Annotated in this window: 16 protein-coding genes; 10 read left to right on the top strand and 6 right to left on the bottom strand. The window is 45.3% G+C overall.

Annotation, left to right across the window (positions count from 1 at the left end):
* Positions 1 to 295: 295 nt before the first annotated feature.
* Complete coding sequence (locus FS628_RS26470; RefSeq protein WP_260871201.1) at positions 296 to 646, bottom strand: WGxxGxxG family protein; 351 nt, start codon at positions 644 to 646, stop codon at positions 296 to 298.
* Positions 647 to 1,227: 581 nt separating this feature from the next.
* Between FS628_RS26470 and ppc the strand changes: the two genes are divergently transcribed.
* From ppc to glmS, 7 genes are all read left to right on the top strand, one after another.
* Positions 1,228 to 4,020 (top strand): phosphoenolpyruvate carboxylase, encoded by a 2,793-nt coding sequence (ppc, locus tag FS628_RS26465; RefSeq protein WP_145325922.1) that lies wholly within the window; start codon positions 1,228 to 1,230, stop codon positions 4,018 to 4,020.
* A 259-nt stretch (positions 4,021 to 4,279) separates the two neighbouring features.
* A complete protein-coding gene (gene sigW / locus FS628_RS26460; protein WP_017692117.1) occupies positions 4,280 to 4,846 on the top strand; it encodes an RNA polymerase sigma factor SigW in 567 nt (188 codons plus the stop codon).
* A gap of 136 nt (positions 4,847 to 4,982) precedes the next feature.
* Entirely contained in the window at positions 4,983 to 5,597 is a 615-nt protein-coding gene (locus tag FS628_RS26455) for a zf-HC2 domain-containing protein (RefSeq protein ID WP_036614042.1), read from the top strand.
* Between the two features lie 312 nt (positions 5,598 to 5,909).
* Positions 5,910 to 6,746, top strand: a complete 837-nt coding sequence (cdaA, locus tag FS628_RS26450) for a diadenylate cyclase CdaA (RefSeq protein WP_145325921.1) — start codon at positions 5,910 to 5,912, stop codon at positions 6,744 to 6,746.
* A complete protein-coding gene (locus FS628_RS26445; protein WP_186327977.1) occupies positions 6,739 to 8,232 on the top strand; it encodes a CdaR family protein in 1,494 nt (497 codons plus the stop codon). Before cdaA ends, FS628_RS26445 begins: the two co-directional genes overlap by 8 nt.
* 71 nt (positions 8,233 to 8,303) lie before the next feature.
* On the top strand, positions 8,304 to 9,644 hold the full coding sequence (gene glmM, locus FS628_RS26440) for a phosphoglucosamine mutase (RefSeq protein WP_145325919.1): 1,341 nt from the start codon (positions 8,304 to 8,306) through the stop codon (positions 9,642 to 9,644).
* A 739-nt stretch (positions 9,645 to 10,383) separates the two neighbouring features.
* Positions 10,384 to 12,216 carry a glutamine--fructose-6-phosphate transaminase (isomerizing) gene (gene glmS / locus FS628_RS26435; protein WP_145325918.1) on the top strand — a complete coding sequence of 611 codons (1,833 nt, stop codon included), beginning with the start codon at positions 10,384 to 10,386 and terminating at the stop codon, positions 12,214 to 12,216.
* A 407-nt stretch (positions 12,217 to 12,623) separates the two neighbouring features.
* Here the strand turns inward: glmS and FS628_RS26430 are convergent, their stop codons facing one another.
* Positions 12,624 to 13,274 carry a nitroreductase family protein gene (locus tag FS628_RS26430; RefSeq protein ID WP_145325917.1) on the bottom strand — a complete coding sequence of 217 codons (651 nt, stop codon included), beginning with the start codon at positions 13,272 to 13,274 and terminating at the stop codon, positions 12,624 to 12,626.
* 130 nt (positions 13,275 to 13,404) lie between these two features.
* Here FS628_RS26430 and FS628_RS26425 point away from each other — a divergent pair, with 130 nt between their 5' ends.
* The gene (locus FS628_RS26425) at positions 13,405 to 13,770 is read left to right on the top strand and encodes a MerR family transcriptional regulator (protein ID WP_145325916.1); all 366 of its coding nucleotides are present in this window, start codon (positions 13,405 to 13,407) and stop codon (positions 13,768 to 13,770) included.
* Between the two features lie 43 nt (positions 13,771 to 13,813).
* Here FS628_RS26425 and FS628_RS26420 read toward each other — a convergent pair whose 3' ends face one another.
* The gene (locus FS628_RS26420) at positions 13,814 to 14,488 is read right to left on the bottom strand and encodes a VOC family protein (protein WP_145325915.1); all 675 of its coding nucleotides are present in this window, start codon (positions 14,486 to 14,488) and stop codon (positions 13,814 to 13,816) included.
* A gap of 21 nt (positions 14,489 to 14,509) precedes the next feature.
* On the bottom strand, positions 14,510 to 15,457 hold the full coding sequence (locus tag FS628_RS26415) for a LysR family transcriptional regulator (RefSeq protein WP_260871200.1): 948 nt from the start codon (positions 15,455 to 15,457) through the stop codon (positions 14,510 to 14,512).
* Between the two features lie 105 nt (positions 15,458 to 15,562).
* Here FS628_RS26415 and FS628_RS26410 point away from each other — a divergent pair, with 105 nt between their 5' ends.
* Positions 15,563 to 16,759, top strand: a complete 1,197-nt coding sequence (locus tag FS628_RS26410) for an MFS transporter (protein ID WP_145325913.1) — start codon at positions 15,563 to 15,565, stop codon at positions 16,757 to 16,759.
* A 27-nt stretch (positions 16,760 to 16,786) separates the two neighbouring features.
* Here the strand turns inward: FS628_RS26410 and FS628_RS26405 are convergent, their stop codons facing one another.
* Complete coding sequence (locus FS628_RS26405; protein WP_145325912.1) at positions 16,787 to 17,818, bottom strand: helix-turn-helix transcriptional regulator; 1,032 nt, start codon at positions 17,816 to 17,818, stop codon at positions 16,787 to 16,789.
* An 87-nt stretch (positions 17,819 to 17,905) separates the two neighbouring features.
* On the opposite strand from FS628_RS26405, the gene FS628_RS26400 reads away from it, so the two are divergent.
* A complete protein-coding gene (locus FS628_RS26400; protein ID WP_145325911.1) occupies positions 17,906 to 18,349 on the top strand; it encodes a VOC family protein in 444 nt (147 codons plus the stop codon).
* Positions 18,350 to 18,538: 189 nt separating this feature from the next.
* Here the strand turns inward: FS628_RS26400 and FS628_RS26395 are convergent, their stop codons facing one another.
* Entirely contained in the window at positions 18,539 to 19,318 is a 780-nt protein-coding gene (locus tag FS628_RS26395) for a PHP domain-containing protein (RefSeq protein WP_145325910.1), read from the bottom strand.
* Between the last annotated feature and the right edge of the window lie 28 nt (positions 19,319 to 19,346).

Genomic DNA, 19,346 nt, shown 5'->3' with positions numbered 1-19,346 from the left:
GTTCAATGGTAGAACTTTAGCCTTCCAAGCTAATAGCGTGGGTTCGATTCCCATCACCCGCTTACATGACATAATGAAAGAGCCTTTGCTGATGCAGAGGCTTTTTTATTTATATTTCACGGTTTAACACATCAACAATATTATATGTAGAGTACATTTCTTGCTAAAAAGAGCCAAGACCCCCTATGCCTTTAAAGTAGGGAAGTCTTGGCTCTTGTGCTTACTTCTGTTTACTTCTGCTTCTGAGGTTCCCCTAAAATGCAGCAGTAGTGATTATAACATGCCTTAATTAGTGTTAACGTTCGTTACGATCCGTCACTCTTTTACGCATGCCAGCCAGCCCCAGCAGTCCCAACAAACCGAGCCAACCCCAATCCATACCATTATCACGGTCGTTTGTAGTGGCGTTAGCACGAACATTGTTGGTACGATAGTCACCATTGTTGCGGTAGTTTCCATCCATGTTCATATTCATGTTGGAATTAGTGTTTGTGCGGTCCATGTAGTTGGTGTCCTGATAAGAGCGAACACGTGAACCGTTGGTGTTGGTATCCACACCTTTGGACATTTGACCATCAGCAGCTGCTGGACCCGCCAATGCTGCAACCAGCAGTATGGATGCAATAGTTGTAGTAGCTTTCTTCATCATTTGGAATCCTCCTTTTTGGTTAGAGCTATAAATTAATCTGCCCAAGAAGACCAGAACAATATGTAGAAATGTTCTGTTAAGATATCCCTGTGGTTACAGTGAATTAACAAGCACATAAGAAAGTCGCCTAATAAGCAGACTGTAGTGGTTAGAAAATTTATATTTACACCTTTAATTTATTACGTCACTGTGGTAAAGTATACAAAAGCTTGCTTTGCCGGTCATGTTTCTTTGTATATCATCTGTTCTCAAACAATGAAATTATGCAGTTTAACCTTACGATCAGGTACCATGGAATCATATCTAAAGTAACTGTATATTTATAAATTTTTAAGCATAGGTATGAGACATTTGATTTATCTAAAGTACGTGAAAAAGGTATCATGCGACAGCATATGACCATTAATTGAAGCAGAACAAGAAAATGAATAAAAAAGCGTGTTTTTGTGCTGCAAATCGGGGATAATCCCCATTTTTTCTAGTAGAAAAATAAAGATTTTCGTGCCATTTTATTGTATGATGTTATGAAGGTGTCAAATTTACGTGTACGAATGGAACGATCAGATGGGAGGATAAGCATGACTGAAACTATGGTAACCGCCAGCAAAAGCCAATCCAACAACCTGCTTCGGCGAGACGTGCGGTTCCTGGGCAATATACTCGGGGAAGTTCTTGTCCATCAAGGCGGCACGGAGCTTCTAGATATCGTTGAGAAGATTCGGGAAACGAGCAAATCGTTGCGTGCAGAATTTCTGCCAGAACTGTATGCAGAGTTTAAAACGATGATCCAGGAATTAGACTCGGACAATCGTCATCAGGTTATCCGGGCTTTCGCAATTTATTTTCAATTAGTTAATATTGCTGAACAAAACCATCGGATCCGGCGTAAACGGGATTATGAGCGTTCTGCAGGGGACGCGGTACAGCCAGGATCAATAGAAAAAGCAGTACAGGATCTCAAGGAACGTGGACTGTCTCATACGGAAGTAGAAGAGATTCTGGACGAATTATCACTGGAACTCGTTATGACAGCTCACCCAACCGAGGCCATGCGCCGGGTTATACTGGACATCCACAAACGGATATCCGAAGATGTCATGCTACTTGATAATCCTACGCTGACGTTACGTGAACGTGAACAGTTGCGAGAGAAGCTGTTGAATGAGGTTATTACACTCTGGCAGACAGATGAACTTCGCGACCGCAAACCGACTGTACTCGATGAAGTGCGGAATGGGATGTATTATTTTCATGAAACGTTGTTCCACGTACTTCCGGATGTATATCAGGAGCTGGAACGCTGCCTGAACAAATTTTACCCTGACCATGACTGGCATGTGCCGACGTATTTGCGGTTCGGTTCCTGGATCGGTGGAGACCGGGATGGAAATCCTTCGGTAACTTCAGATGTAACATGGCAGACGCTGTTGATGCAACGCAAGCTCGCTTTGCGTGAATACCAACGGATTATGATTGAACTTATGGGCCATCTCAGCTTCAGCACGAACATCATCCATATATCGGATGAGCTGGTGCAGTCGATTGAGCAGGACCGTAGTTGTGTTACATTGAAAAAAGTGGATATCTGGCGGAATGAAAAAGAGCCATATCGCATCAAATTGGCTTATATGATTGCCAAGCTGAACAATGTATTAGACGAGAACAAATTAGGTCAGCCTGACCGTTATCATAGCGCTCAGGATTTGATTGATGATCTGATGATCATTGATCGAAGTCTGCGCCATCATTTTGCCGATTACGTAGCTGATACGACTATTCGCAAAATGATTCGTCAAGTGGAGTTGTTTGGTTTCCATACCGCAGCATTGGATGTGCGTCAGCACAGTAAGGAACATGAAAATGCGATGTCTGAGATTCTGGCTAAAATGAACATTGTAGAAGATTATGCGCGTCTGACAGAGGACGGTAAAATCGATCTGCTTGCTCGTTTGCTGGATGATCCGCGTCCGCTTACTTCTCCTTATCATCAATACACGGAGGGAACCAAAGAGTGTCTGGATGTCTTCCGTACCATTAAGCGTGCCCAGAATGAATTTGGGGACGGCTGTATCACAAGTTACCTGATCAGTATGACGCAGGGCGCAAGTGATTTGCTGGAGGTTATGGTATTTGCGAAGGAAGTGGGCTTGTTCACCAAAGGACACAACGGTGAAATTACATCTACACTTCAAGCAGTGCCATTGTTTGAAACGATTGATGATCTACATGCGGCTTCGGATATTATGCAGAAGCTGTTCAACCTTCCTGTATACCGCGCAAGCGTAAGAGGACGCAATGAACTGCATGAAATCATGCTTGGTTATTCAGACAGTAACAAGGATGGCGGAGTGGTTACAGCCAACTGGGAACTGCGCGTAGCAATGAACGCCATCACGGCTGTAGGTAATGAACACGGCGTTAAGCTGAAGTTCTTCCATGGACGCGGTGGAGCTCTTGGACGTGGCGGCATGCCGCTCAACCGTAGTATTCTTGCTCAACCCCCGCATACGATTGGTGGAGGCATCAAGATTACGGAGCAGGGAGAGGTTATTTCTTCCCGTTATTCCCTTCAAGGGATTGCATACCGCAGTCTGGAGCAAGCAACTTCGGCTCTGATCACAGCAGCACTCAATGGTCTTGAGCCGCAAGAGTCAGCATCCGAGCGTCATTGGGATAGCATTATCAAAGAGATTTCGGAAGTATCCCTGACAAAGTATCAGGATCTGATTTTCCGTGATCCGGACTTCTTCACCTTCTTCAAGGAATCAACACCGCTTCCGGAGGTTGGTGAACTGAATATTGGTTCCCGTCCATCCAAGCGTAAGAATAGCGATAAGTTTGAAGATCTGAGAGCGATCCCGTGGGTATTCGCTTGGACACAAAGTCGTTATCTGCTTCCGGCATGGTATGCGGCAGGAACAGGACTGCAAAGTTACTATCAGGATAAAGAGGAAAATCTGATTGTCCTGAAAGAAATGTATGCAAGCTTCCCATTCTTCCGCACGCTGATTGATACGGTGCAGATGGCAATTGCCAAAGCAGATCTGGTGATTGCCAAAGAATACTCAGCCATGACTTCCAACAAGGAAGCACGTGATCGCATATACGGTCAGATTGAAGCTGAATTCAAGCTCACAAAAGAGTTGATTCTTAAAATTACCGGAGAAGCTGAAATTCTGGATGATGTACCGGTTATTCAGGAATCCATTCGTCTTCGTAATCCTTATGTAGATCCGTTGTCCTACATGCAAGTTCAACTTCTGAGCGAGCTCAGAGATATGCGCGAACGTGGTGAGGATGATACGGAACTGCTTAGAGAAGTATTGCTGACCATTAACGGCATCGCTGCAGGACTGCGTAATACAGGTTGATTATCAAACTGTTCAAATGAATGATTATATGAAACAAAGTACCCATTACTTTGTTAACTAAAAGCTCCATTCTCTGCTCTACGGAGTGAGAGATGAAACGGGACTCCTGCTGGAGTTCCCGTTTTTACTGTTTTTGGCGGATATTTGTCATACAGTCTTGATTTTTGACCAAAGTTGATTTACGATTTGATTGGTGAATTACAAGTGTGGACGGGTATCAGAAGACGGAAGACCCATCAGCATGTCTGGGGGAATAAGGGTGGACAATTTGGAGAATAGGCTTGTGAAACTGGTGCTTAAGGGCGACCAGAGAGCCTTTGCAGAAATCGTTGAACTATATAAGGACAAGCTGTTTCATTTGGCATACCGGATGCTGAACAATCGTCATGAAGCTGAAGACGTTGTGCAGGAGACGTTTTTGCGTGTGTTTCGTAATATGGAGAAGTACGATCCGAACCAGAAGTTTTCAACCTGGATCTACCGGATTGCGACCAATCTGTGTATTGACCGACTGCGCAGAAAGAAACCTTCATACTCGTTAGATGCCGAACTGAATGATCAGGAAGGATCTGATGGTTATGCGATGCTCCCGAGTGATGATCGCACACCGGAGAGTGAAGCACTTCTGTCAGAGACGCAGACACTCATTCGTGAGGCCATTGACAGTTTGCCAGCCAAGTATAAGTCCGTTATGATTCTGAGATATTTACAGGACTTGTCGCTACAGGAAATCAGTGATGTTACAGGTATGCCCGTAACAACGATCAAGACACGCGTTCATCGGGGCCGTGATTTTCTACGCAAAAAATTGGAGTATAAGTTATAAATGTTAAACGCCTTTAAATCTGGGCGAAATTAATTGAAACATATCCGAAACGGATGCGTATGTAATGTATGCAAGTCTTATGCGTGCTTTTTAATGGCTCATGGACTAAGTGATTTAAGAAAGGATTGGCTCTCATATGGATTGCAACTCGGCCGTCTCTTTAATGCATGAATGTTTGGATGAGTCGTTGTCCCCGGCCCAGAAGGTTGAGCTGAAAAGTCACCTTGTGATCTGTCCGGATTGTCGCATGCGCTTTAAAGAGTTGGAACAGACGGAAATGCTACTCTTTGCCATGAAACACTATTCACCGTCTGCCTCGGATGAGCTGACCAATCGAATTATGAATGCTCTGCCCCAGCCCAAGAGACAGCAAGCATGGCTCAAATGGGTGAAAGGACATCCCGCGCTGACGGCGGCAGCCTTCTTTTTGGTCGTGATGCTCTTTAGCGCCTTGAATTTCTGGAATCAGAACAACGAAATGGTCGTTAAGGGAAATAATCTGGACCAGATCGTGATTCAGGGTAACACGGTTATTGTTCCTGAAGGTAAGTCTATTGCTGGCGATCTTACGATAGAAAATGGAACTGCACAAGTATATGGTGATGTGAACGGCAATCTGACGGTTATCGACGGACAACTGTTTCAGGCTTCAACGGCGCATATTTCAGGTCAGGTGAAAAGTATTGACCAGGCGCTGGACTGGTTCTGGTACAAAATAACCAATATGGTAAATGAAGTAGCTTATCGCTAGAACAGGGTAAATCTTCAATGGTATATACCAAGCAGGGTACCTCCAGATTGCAAGGGGTACTCTTTTTTTATACGTAAACTTTGTAATTCATGGTAAATGTGATGTTTATGCGCAGTTTGTGACTGCCGTAACTTGCAACCTGAACGTTAACGTTATAACCTAGATACTAAAGAGAACATACTACTACATATAGATAAGCATTTTGCAGGAATCCAATGATGTAAAATGCGGAGACAAAGGATTATATAAAATCCTAATGGGTTAATATGAGATCAGGGTTCACTCATCAATGGGGATAGCGGGGGCTGGCTTATGAATTATTTTGCTGACTTAACGTGGAAAGAGTCCATTAAGGACGTTATCGATATATTGATCGTTACCTATATTATGTACAAACTGATTTTGCTTGTGCGGGGTACGCGTGCGGTTCAGCTCCTAAAAGGAATTCTGTTCCTTGTGCTGATCTGGGCATTAAGTACGTGGCTAAACCTGTATACGCTCAAGTGGTTGATGAACCAAATGTTTACGTTTGGTGTCGTTGCGGTGTTCATTATCTTTCAGCCGGAACTGCGTCGTGGTCTGGAGCAATTGGGACGTGGGAAGCTGTTTGGGCGTTCAGCGGCAGCAAGTGATGAAGAATTAACGGTGTTAATTGGTGAGATTATTAAGTCTGTTAATTATTTGTCACGACGTAAAATTGGCGCATTGGTCGTATTTGAACGTGAAACGGGTCTGAACGATTACACGGAATCGGGCATTAAGATGCAATCTCTCGTCAGCTCCGAGCTGATGATTAACATCTTTATTCCAAATACACCGCTCCATGATGGAGCCGTCATTATACAGGGAAAACAAATTTCGGCGGCAGCCTGTTATTTGCCATTATCAGAAAATCCGTTTATCAGCAAGGAATTGGGAACACGCCACCGTGCAGCAATCGGGATTACCGAAGTTGCAGATGCGATCTGTTTGGTTGTCTCTGAGGAGACAGGACAGGTGTCGCTGGCGATGAATGGACAGGTCGTTCGTGATATTAAGGAAGAATCGCTGATTGCCAAATTGTATGAGGAGTTGCGCCCTACTTCCAATCTGAAAAAGAATGGCTGGACAACCTTCTGGAAACGGAAGGGAGGACGTAACAATGGATAAGTGGTTTAACAACAATAACTTTGCCAAAATACTTGCACTTGCGGTGAGCCTGCTGCTCTGGTTCATGATTCATCTGGATGAAGTACCAACCACCCCTACGATTACGACAGGGACAACCAATAAGGTTGTGGAACGTACGGTGCCTGTTCAACCTTATGGATTAGACAGCAACAGTTATGTGCTTACTTCACTAAGTACAGATGAGGTCCGGCTGGAAATCAAAGGGCAGCGTTCGATGCTTACATCGATTTTTACCAATGATGATTACAAGGTACTGGTCGATCTGAGTCAGGTGAAAGATGGGTCCAATACACTGCCGCTGGTGCCAGATCTGCCTTCCGGGGTAGAAGTGGTCAGCATGGAGCCTTCCATGGTTACCGTGAATGTAGAAAAATTGGGCACCAAATCTTTCAATGTGAATATTGTACCCGAAGGAGAAGCATCCGCCGGATACAGCGCTGGGACGCCCGTAATTGAACCTTCAGGTCCGGTTAAGGTAACTCTGCCCGAAGGGCAACTTGAAGCTGTAGCGAAGGTCCAGGGCAGTGTGAGCGTGAAAGATGCCAAGGAAGATGTCATCCAGAAAAAAGTGAAACTCCAGGCATACGATGCTGAAGGTAAGGTCCTTGAAAATGCGATTATAACGCCACAAACGGTTGAAGTCCGGGTTCCGGTCAATCAGCCCTATACATCTGTACCCTTAAGAATCAAATATTCGGGACAGTTGCCTGAAGGCCTGGTTCTCTCCACGGTAGAGCCAAGCGTGAAAGAAGTCTCGGTTTATGGATCAGAGGACGCACTTGCGGGTATACAGGCCTACGACCAAGTAACCCTTGATCTGACGCAGTTCGAGCAGTCAGGTACGTCGACAGTTAACGTGGACTTGACGCCGCCTTCCGGTTTTGAGAAAATCGAGCCTAGTTCGATTCAGATTAAGGTAACCATATCCCCATTTGACGAGGCAGAGGAGACGACGAAAGTCTTTCCAAATGTCCCCATCACACTTACCGGTGCGGGGAATGGATTGGAAGGTACACTGGTTACGCCTCGAAGTGGCGGTCTAAACCTCACACTTACAGGGTCAGCTAGTATGCTCGAGGGTCTGAGTAGTGATGATCTCACGTTGACGGGGGATCTTGCTGGGCTTGCGGTCGGAACGCATGAGATTGAGCTTGAAGCCGAACTGCCCCGTTTTGCCAAACTGGATGAATCATCTAATGCTCTGAGTGCAACGGTCAAAATTAGTGAAAAGGCTGAAGATACAACGACCACTCCTGGCGAAGACCCGACAGATGAGGGAACGGTAGCACCTGACCCTGCACCAGCCGAGGTCGAAAATGGGGAAACCGAGCCTGTTCCTGATGAAGAAGAGACGGAATCGAATACGGACAATCAGGATCAGGGTCAACAGGGGAGCACAACCAATCGAGGAAGTTTAAATAACAATAACAGCGGTAGTGGCAGTAAAAGTGGCTCAAATCCGTAACGTTCTAATTCTAAAATTCTTGAAAAATAATAACAGTGCTCGTATATGATGCGAATAGAAGGAGTTAAATCATGGGGAAATATTTTGGTACAGACGGTGTAAGAGGGGTTGCCAATAAAGAGCTAACGGCAGAGCTGGCTTACAGCATTGGACGTTGTGGTGGTTACGTGCTTGCAGGTGGTGTGGAAAGACCGAAAGTGGTTATCGGCATGGATACTCGTATCTCGGGATTGATGTTAGAATCCGCTCTGGTTGCAGGTCTGTTGTCCATCGGCGCTGATGTAATTCGTCTGGGCGTTGTGTCCACTCCGGGAGTGGCATACATTGCACGTTTGTTGAAGGCTGATGCGGGCGTGATGATCTCGGCTTCCCACAATCCAGTCGAGGATAACGGAATCAAGTTCTTTGGCGGAGATGGCTTCAAGCTGTCCGATGAGACAGAGAACCGGATTGAAGAGCTGATGGATGCGGAGACAGATCAATTGCCACGGCCAGTTGGTGGCGGTCTGGGTACCGTAACGACGGATGAAGAATCCCGTTATCGCTACCTCGATTTCCTGAAAACGACTGTAAATGAGTCATTCTCCGGTCTTAAAATTGTTCTGGACTGTGCAAACGGAGCAGCTTATGAGCTGGCACCGAAATTGTTCAGTGAACTTGGTGCAGAAGTCATCGCCATTGGTGCTGAGCCTAACGGCCTGAATATCAATGAGCAATGTGGATCAACTCATCCAGAGAACCTGAAACAGGAAGTACTCAAACATAAAGCAGATCTGGGTCTTGCTTTTGACGGGGATGCCGATCGTCTGATTGCTATTGATGAGACAGGTGCTGAGGTGGATGGAGACTTCATTCTGTGTATCTGTGGTGATGCGATGAATCGTGCAGGCAAGTTGAAGGACAGTACCGTTGTATCGACCGTTATGAGTAACATCGGATTCTACAAAGCAACGGAGAAACTTGCACTGAAAACAGCTAAAACGGCAGTAGGTGACCGTTATGTGATGGAAGAAATGCGTCGCGGCGGTTACAACCTGGGCGGAGAGCAGTCCGGCCATGTTATTTTCCTGGATTACAATACAACCGGAGACGGTATGCTGACTGCGATCCAACTCGTGGATACACTCAAGGCTTCCGGTAAAAAACTGAGTGAACTAAAAGCGCTGATGACCCAGTACCCACAAGTATTGGTCAATGTGCGTGTTGAAGATAAGAGCAAATATGAGGGCAATTCTGCGATTGAGCAAGCTATTGCTACAGTAGAACAACAACTCGGCGATAATGGACGTGTACTCGTTCGTGCTTCAGGTACTGAATCTCTGATCCGTGTTATGGCGGAAGGACCAGATAAAGACGAACTTGAACAATTTGTGTCTCAAATCGCAGATGTAGTGCAAAAAGAACTGGTATAGGACTGGAAGAAATCCCTCGTTCATACGGTTCTTTAAAGGGAATTGTTGTGTAAAAGGGGTCTAATAGAACAAGATTTAGGACTTATAGTGGAATATTCCTGCGTCCCGGCCTGATGAGACCAAGGGTCCGATTATCCGGTCGGGATTGTGGGTAAATATGCTGAAATTGTCACAGGTACTTTGCTCCATTGCAAAATGGACCTGACGTGCATATAATGAGTGGAGTCGTCATTCAGACACAGAAAGTGAGGAACGAGGTTACAGTTACACAAGCGCCAGAGCTTGGAGTTGCGCGGGATGATGTTGATCAGGATTTCTTCTAGGTTGAAGAACGGCTGATTAAGATCAACGGCAATCAAGCTGACGAGGTGGAGGTGTTCGGATTGTTCGGCGGGGACCTCCCGGTGAAGCACCAGAGCCGTAAACCGGATTGCGGAAAAGGGATAGGTGACTGTCCACACAACGCGCCGGTGTAGGTGCAAGAGTTAAACTAAAATTCAAATGAATGTGCGCGAAGAGCGTAAACAGTACGCGGACGGGAAAATGATGTACATTCATGATTGCATTCATAACAGCTTATGATGACTGCGGGGCGACACGAGGTCGCTCTGATCATTGATAACTGAATAGGTAACAAGTATTCATGAACCGCTAGGCAATCACTCATTTTTCCGATATGCCGCCTCTGCCTGTTTCTCTTCGTGACACAGTATTCATATACAAACGGAGGAAATAAACTATGTGCGGTATTGTTGGATATATTGGTAATAAGAACACTCAATCGGTATTGGTCGAAGGCTTGAAGAAACTTGAGTATCGTGGTTATGATTCTGCAGGTATCGCGGTATTCACACCGGAAGGTCTGCAAATCACGAAAGCTCTCGGTCGTCTTGCGAACCTTGAAGCCAAGCTGGATGGTGCACCATTGGTAGGTAATGCCGGAATCGGACACACACGTTGGGCAACTCATGGTAAACCATCGGATGAAAACTCTCATCCACACACAGATGGAAGCCAGAAGTTCTCTGTTGTGCATAACGGTATTATTGAGAACTACCTGGATCTGAAGGACGAATTGATGGCTCAAGGTCACACGTTCACTTCCGAGACAGATACTGAGGTTATCTCTCACCTGATCGCACGTGAATACAATGGTGATATCGTTAAAACAGTGCAAAAAGTGATCACGTTGTTGCGTGGTGCATTCGCACTGGGTGTATTGACAGAGCATGAGCCGGAGAAACTCGTAGCTGTGCGTCAAGCAAGCCCATTGATTATTGGTATTGGTGAAGGCGAGAACTTCATTGGTTCCGACATCCCGGCAATTCTGGAACATACACGTAACGTGTACATTCTGAATGATGGTGAAATGGCTGTTTTGACACATGATGCTGTCGAATTGATGACGATTGAAGGCAACTTTATTTCTCGGGAAATGATTCGTGTCGATTGGGATGCTGTAACTGCAGAAAAAGGCGGATTCGAGCACTTCATGCTGAAAGAGATTCATGAGCAACCAAAAGCATATCGTGATACAATGCTGGGTCGCATCGATAATGAAAGCAAAAAGGTTCAACTTCCTGAGTTGAAAATGACAGAAGAACAAATTAAAAATATCCGTAACGTTCAAATCATTGCATGTGGTACAGCTTACCATGCAGGTCTGGTTGGACGTACAGTGATTGAGCAATTGGTGCGTATTCCGGTTGAAACAGATGTGGCTTCCGAGTACCGTTACCGTTCCCCAATTGTGCACAAAGATACACTCGTAATTGTAGTGAGCCAATCCGGTGAAACTGCCGATACGCTTGCTGCATTGCGCGAAGCACAATCCAATGGCGCACATGTACTGGCAATCACAAACGTAGTGGGCAGTTCCATTGCGCGTGATGCAGATGATGTTATCGCAACATTGGCAGGTCCTGAAATTGCAGTAGCTTCTACCAAAGCGTATACTTCACAGTTGATCGCGTTCAACTTGCTGGGTCTGTACCTTGCACAAGTTCGTGGTACTCAATCTGCAGAAGAGATTGCACACACGCTGGCAGCGATGCAAGCATTGCCTGAACAAGTGGAATCCATGTTGGAGCAAGCGGAGGCAATCAAAGGATATGCAGAGCAAATCTCCAAACATGAACATCTCTTCTTCATCGGCCGTGGTCTTGACTATGCAGTAGCTCAAGAAGGATCGTTGAAACTGAAAGAGATCTCTTACATTCACTCTGAAGCTTATGCTGCGGGTGAGTTGAAACACGGTACACTCGCATTGATCGAAGACGGTATCCCTGTTATTGCCCTGGCAACACAGGAAAACGTACTTGAGAAAACAGTGAGCAACATCAAAGAAGTGAAAGCACGTGGTGCGGATGTACTGGCAATTACGTACGAAGAGCACGTAGCACCATTGCTGAAATCCGTAGACCAGGCGTTTGCAATTCCTAAGACGCTGCCATTGCTTAGCCCGGCTCTGTCTGTAGTTGCACTGCAATTGCTGGCATACTACGCTTCCCTGGCACTGGGTCACGATGTGGATAAACCACGTAACCTGGCGAAAAGCGTAACAGTTGAGTAAGGGATTGGCTAAATTCTTATAGTAGTAACGAAGATATATTAAAAGGGTCCTGATGACTTTGTCATCAGGACCCTTTTTGTTATAAACACATTATTCAATTTTCAATGTCCAGATCAGCATAAGGATATTTTATTAAAAGACTTATACGGATAGCGGGGTTAGAGGATGAGAGCACTGTTACTATAGGGTAATGCAGGCGAGTTTCATGTTTCTTGAAATGTATATCCAATTATAGTTGTTATATGAATCGGAATGCTAGTTATAAGAAAACACTTCATTATGTCTCTCATACGATCAGTTTCTAACTGGGTATGGCCATGACAACAAGATAATTTGCAATGAGTGTGAGTATGATGATTATAAATAGCCTTATCCATTGTTATGTTAGTTCTGAAATTTACTGTTGGTTATGCCCAAGTTGTAGTCGTTTCAACCGGGAGACGATAGGAAGGATAGCCATCTTTGGCTGCTTTACCTATGGAGATCAACATCACGGGCTGGAACCGTTCTTTATCCAGGCCGAAAGCTTCAGCGATCTGACCTTTGTCATAACCAGCCATAGGATTCGTATCATAGCCATGAGCACGGGCAACGAGCATGAGTTGCATAGATATGAGGCCTGAATCAATGAGGTTCATATCACGCAGTTCGGATGCGCTCATGTTCGCATAATAAGGTTGTACCTGCTGCATCTGCATATCCATGATGTCTTGTGGCATGTACCCAAGTTCCACTGATTTGCTGAAGATCTCTTCCATGTATTCAACATTGTTAGCATCGTAGAATACGGCAATGACAGCCGAAGACGTTAATGCCTGTGTCTGGTTAAAAGAGGCCAGTGGTGCAAGCTTCTCTTTGCCTTCAGCACTGTCGATGACAAGAAAACGCCACGGTTGCATGTTAATCGCCGAAGGGGCACGTGAAGCTTTCGCCAGTATTTCGGTCATCTCCTCGCGGCTGATTTTTACTTCAGGATCGTAGGTTTTAACGGAATGGCGCTCCAAGACGATGGTATCAAAATCATTTGTTTTGTTGAATTGGCCGGTAATTGTATTCATATCGATTTCTCTCCTCATATCTAATAGTGGTGAGAGTGGGTTATGGTTTATATCTTAATCCGTCTCACTATGAGGATTGTAAACTATGAAGTATACTTTATAGCAAGAAAAAGAAATGAGGGTGTTCCATATGAAAATTAGTGAAGTGGCAAACAGGGTAAACCTTCCGATATCCACTATTCGGTACTATGAGAAGATAGGTATTATCACGGATGAACATGTGCTGAGAGATCAAAATAATTATCGGATATATGCGCAGAGCATTATTCAGCATCTGGAAGTGGTCAAACAATGTTTAGTTGTTGGTTTTACGATCCATGAGATCCAATCTATGATCTCTAAACATGGGTTTTCAAGAAATGATCAAGCAAGCATTATCCAAGCGAAAATATCAGAAATTGAAGAAGCACAAAAACAATTAGAGAATTCCAAACAAAATCTGTACGAAATTCTTAAATCGGATATTACGTGTGAGGATGGTTTTGGTAAGTATTGAGCCGGACGTCCCTCTTGAGGTTTTCATACAGTACGCTTTTACATCAAATCGATTTAATCGAGTACATACCGTCCTGTAAACACAGACTACCAGGCTGCCCCGTTTCCACCTTCACCTCAGTAGCAAATACACCGGGCATGCGCCCATCTGGGAACCAGGGCATCTGTTTATCAATGACAATAAACATACCTTCTGCATCACCTGTGGGAGAGAAGTTCTTTCCGTCTCCGGCAAATGGTTTAAGGTGATAATGTCCATCCAATGTGCTCATCGTCTCAGGAACATCATCAACAGGCATGCCGATTTCACTAATACATAGCAGATGCTTCACTTCAAAAGCTTCATCCACTGCATTATCGAGTGAGTGGTGAGCGATGAATTCCATCAAGTTGCCGCTCGGATCATAGAAATAAATGGCTGTTGCATCCCAGTAAGGGAAATAGAATTCATCCTGTCCAGCTTTGGAGAGCAGCGAAATGTTACGGTCTTGGGCCCACCTTTTCGCATCAGCAAGTTTATTCGTTGGAATCGTAAACGCTACATGATAGTAGGGCTTCTCTTGCTCTGGCGCCTTCTTGAAAGAAAGGACCGAGTCTCCGGCACGGAACGAAACGCATGTTGTACTATCCTCCATCAGATCCATTCCTAATGAAATAGCGTAAAACTCTTTTATAGCCTCAATGTGATGGGTCAACAAACCAACTTCTCTTATTTTCATTCTATTTTAATACCTCTCCTTCTAAACTATCCCATGATTAAAATACTCAATCGTCTTCTCAATAAATGCCTTGGCCGATTGCGTGAGGTAACGGTCGGAGCGATGAATAATCTCAAAGTGTCGATATGGCGGATCATCCGTAATGCGGATACAGCGTAGTCTGGGTTCATTCATCGCTTGGATCAAAGGATAAGGCAGCAGTGTTCCTCCAACGTTGGCTTTGACCAGGCTAATGATAGAGGTTGCAGAACTAGTCTCCATGATGGTGTTTAGGGTGAATCCATATTTACGGCAATAGCCATCGACCAATTCCCTGCCCGTAAATCCTTCAGGGAACATCACCGTTTGAATATCACGCAGTTCCTGGATTCCAATCGTCCCTCGTTCAGCCCAATCATGATTCTCGGAAACAACCAGTACATATTCTTCACTGCACAAAGGAATTCGTACAAGCCGGCTATCAGGGGCAGACGTGATCTCAATGCCGATGTCGACTTCATTTTCCAACACTTGATTCACGACGTAGATCGAAGAGACGACCTTCAGTTGTACCTTGGGAAATCGGGCATGAAAATCAACGAGCAGTGGAGTGATGCGGTAATCCAAATCGGATGGAAGAACACCAATGACTAACCGACCTCGCTGATCATTGCGAAATTCAGCCAACGCATCTTGGGTATTCTGTAAATGCCGGATCATCTGTACACAATGCTCGAGAAACAGAGTCCCAGCCTGGGTCATCACAATCTTTTTGCCGACACGGTCAAATAAGGGAACACCAAGTTCATCCTCCAACCCACGTATTTGTTGACTCAACGTAGGTTGAGATATGCCAAGTTTCTCAGCTGCCCGAGTAAAATGAAGCTCCTCGCACACCGTAATAAAGTTTTCCATCTGACGAATCTCCATGAATTCACCTCTATCATTGGTTTTGTTAATCATTTTAATAGAAACAATAGTATTGTTCAATCATTATATTGAATCTATACTTAGTCAGTGTACCAACCCAAGATCCTTTCGGACCAATAAGAACTTGGTAAATGCATCGATACTACTACCATGAGGTGATCCATAATGAAAATTTTTTATATTGTATTGGCGCTTATACTGGCTTCACTGAACTTAAGACCACCCATTACCTCCATTTCTCCTCTCATGAGCACTATACAGCATGATCTGGGTTTGAGTGGAATGACGGCCAGTTTGTTAACTACATTACCTGTATTATGTATGGGCATATTCGCTCCGTTCTCTGTAAGACTAAGTAGAAGGTGGGGGAACGAAGGTGCCATTGTTCTGGCTTTAATTCTTATTGGGATAGGTACGGGACTACGATGGTTCGTGGGTGCAACTCCGTTGATGATGTTCACTTCTTTTCTGTCCGGTGTGGGGATTGCGATGGCAGGGCCGCTCTTGTCCAGCTTCATTAAGCAGTATTTCCCTAACCGAGTGGCAGCCATGGTAGGCATCTACTCTACGGCGATGGTGATGGGGGCCAGCATTAGCGTGGGACTATCGGTTCCGCTGCAGCATGCACTGGGCGGATCGTGGAGAGGCTCTTTGGCTGTATGGGCGCTACTCGCAACGATTGCATTGCCAATCTGGCTGAGATTAGCTTGGACTGCGCGCAGAGATCGACAATCGGGACAAACTTCGGCTGTAATACATGCACAACTACCGGTGAAGAACAGCCGTGCATGGATACTGACATTATTTTTCGGGCTGATGGCAGCGATCTTCTATTCATTAACCGCTTGGCTTGCACCAGCAATTCAAAGCCAGGGATACAGCCAAGAGACTGCTGGCAACATTCAAACGTTATTTACATTAATATCGCTGCCCTCAACGTTATTCATTCCCATGCTTGTACACAGGTACCATAGACGTGTATTCTGGCTTGTCGGATGTGCGTTGTTGGAGTTGATAGGTGTCCTGATGCTGAATCTCTCTGTCAGCCCGTGGCTCGCGGCGATCCCGCTCGGTATTGGTGCAGGTGGACTGTTTCCGATTGCACTTATGTTGCCGATTGACGAGACAAGTAATGCTCAGGAAGCTAGCAGTTGGTCGGCAATGACTCAATCTGGTGGCTACATCTTGGGAGCACTGGGGCCGCTGGCAATTGGTTGGCTCCGCGATCTAACAGGCAGCTTCGTGCAAGCATTCTATGGTTTGGCTATCATCATCGTGTTGCAGATTATCGTTCAATTGGCTATTGGCAATAAAAAAAGCTCAAAAGTTGTTGATCATGAGCAGGAGCTAAAAGGCATGTAAAGTGAAATGGATATAGAAATATGATCTTTATATATGATCCAACAAGTTCATATAGTACAGCCGCAGTGATTCTTTTAACGTTTCCGGTTCCATGATCTTAATGGATTTTCCAAATCCTGCAAGGTACCGAACAATGAAATCAAGTTCATGAGTCTCATAAGAACCTACAAGAAGCATTTGTGCCAATTCATTGCCCGGTTCGTTGACGTGCATGATCTGCATAGATGGATAATGTTCTTGCTGGAATAGCTCAACCCCGGCTTCGTCAATCAGGCACTTGAACGTAGTTGCTTGTTCCGATGGTTTCCATAACGAATGGGTATCCTGTGCTTGAAGTTCAATAACATGAGCCAAAGGTTCAATATCTGACACTTCGGCTGAGGTGATGCGGTCGCAGCGGAATACACGATAAGCCTGTTTATTCAGATCATACGCCTGGCAATACCAGTAGCCTCTCTTGGCATAGAGCGTGATGGGTTGGATCGTGCGGATGTTGGAGTTGGATGGACGAGAAGATGAATCCGATTGCTCAGGATCAGTATGGTCTGCAGGAGACGACCTTTGATCTGGTGATCTGCGCTGATCAGGATACGTAATCTGGATTACTAAATTTTGCACAGCAGCCATCAACAAAAACTCCAAATGTGCACTATCGCGGATCTGCTCTGTATGTCGGAAGGATACCCGGTGTTGAATGTTCTCAATATCCTGTCGTTGCTTGTCGGATAACGCGCTCATAAATTTCTCATGAATATTACGGAAAGAAACCTGAAAAGGTAAGCTGGAGAAGCTGCGGAGCGCCTGCATCGCAAAATAAAGGGCATGAAGCTCACCTGTGTTAAATGATATGGGAGGCAGCTGCATCTGTTGCAGCAGTCGATATCCGCCGTAGCGCCCATATTCGACATAGATGGGCGCACCCAACTCTTCCAATGAAGCGATGTCTCTTAACGCGGTTCGCTTGGAGATCTGAAACTCCTGCATGAGATCTTGCAGGGTGAACTGTTGTTTTTGATTAATAAAGCGAAGCATCTGGTTCATGCGTTCTGATTTTTTCATATCGAACCCTCTTAATGGTGCCATGGATTGGCACCTTTCGTTGTTATAGTGTTAAGTGTAATCCAATAGGAACTAGGAGGCAACATAATGAATTTTGAAGTGATACCATTTTTGTCGATGAACGGGGACGCGGCGGCAGCCATTGCTTTTTATGAGGAGTTTCTGGGCGCCAAGGTGATATTCAAGAAAAGCTATAAGGAAATGAAGGAGATGAACCCGGGCTTTGAGTACCCCGCAGGCCAAGATGACTATGTTACACATTCAGTGCTGGAGATTGGGGTTAACAAGATCATGATCGCGGAAGAGGCAATGGACACGGAGAGACCATGGCTGCTGGGAAACAGCAGTTCACTATGTATTCAATCCAAAGATAAAAGTACAATCGATCAGCTGTATCATTCTCTGATGCAACATGAGGGTGTTAAGGTACTGGTTCCCTATGAACAAAATGAATTCAGCCCAGGTTACGGCATTGTGCGAGATCCGTTTGGCATTGCGATTCAGCTGTGTGTGACGGTGCATGATTTTTAATCGAGGTGAGGCGTCCACTCATTCATTCATGCCTCAAGTGAATATTCATCACTAAAGCCCACTTCAGTAATCTGATAGGCTACGAATGATGTTGGAATACAAAAGAGACATGCTCTTGTTGAGCATGTCTCTTTTGAGCTTGATAACTTTCATTCAGCCATTTGGTGAGTCTAAATGTGGCTCCACTTTCTAAACCTCCTGCAGACTGGTGGCCTCCAGCTTGGCAAGACGTTTCATTACTTTCTTGAGCATCATAGAGGCTTTGACGCGTAAGGGAAGATCGGCGGAGATTTCGATGGTGTACGCTTCCGTGAGAATCTGCTCTTTGAGTTCAGCCACCGATGCACATGGACGATCCAACACGTTGTATACACTGCCGTATTGCAGACATTGGTGTGTATCACTTCCGGCGGTAACCGGTTTGCCTAGGGATTGGGCAAACGGTTCGACCTGACTGCGGCAGGTTTGGATATCCATTTTGTACATGTCCTTGGCGTTCAGGTCAAATGCATCCAGACGTCCAAGCAGGTTGCGGTCCAACTGATGCAGCGGAGTGGATTCGCGGAAAGGGTGTGCCCCAATTTTGAGTAAAGGCCAAGCTTCAGCCAGATCCAGCAGGTTGGCAAAGGGAATGAAAGACCCCTTGGACGTATAATTTTCCAGGCCGGCACGGATGGTGAGGATATGTTCTTTTTGACCAATCAGCAAAATGTGCCCCGTCTCCTGAATATCCACTTCCATCCCTGGGAAAATGCGAAGTCCGTCTGCATCGTAGTATTCTCCGTTATAAGGGTAAAGACGATCCAGCGTCTCATAGACATCGTAGAAGTGACGGGTGTTAAAATGCTCTGTAAGCGCGAGGGCATCCAGCCCGCTGGCTTTCGCTTCCGTGACCATTTCTGTGAAATACTCGATCGAGAAATCAGAGTTTTTGGATAGTTTTCCGTGAGTATGAAGATCAATGCGCATAATGACACTCCCTTTATTCCATGAATGG

The sequence above is a fragment of the Paenibacillus xylanexedens genome (assembly GCF_007676705.1).
In the GTDB taxonomy this organism is placed as follows: domain Bacteria; phylum Bacillota; class Bacilli; order Paenibacillales; family Paenibacillaceae; genus Paenibacillus; species Paenibacillus xylanexedens_C.
Note: the sequence above shows the minus strand (reverse complement) of the source record. Positions and strands in the feature narration are given on the sequence as shown.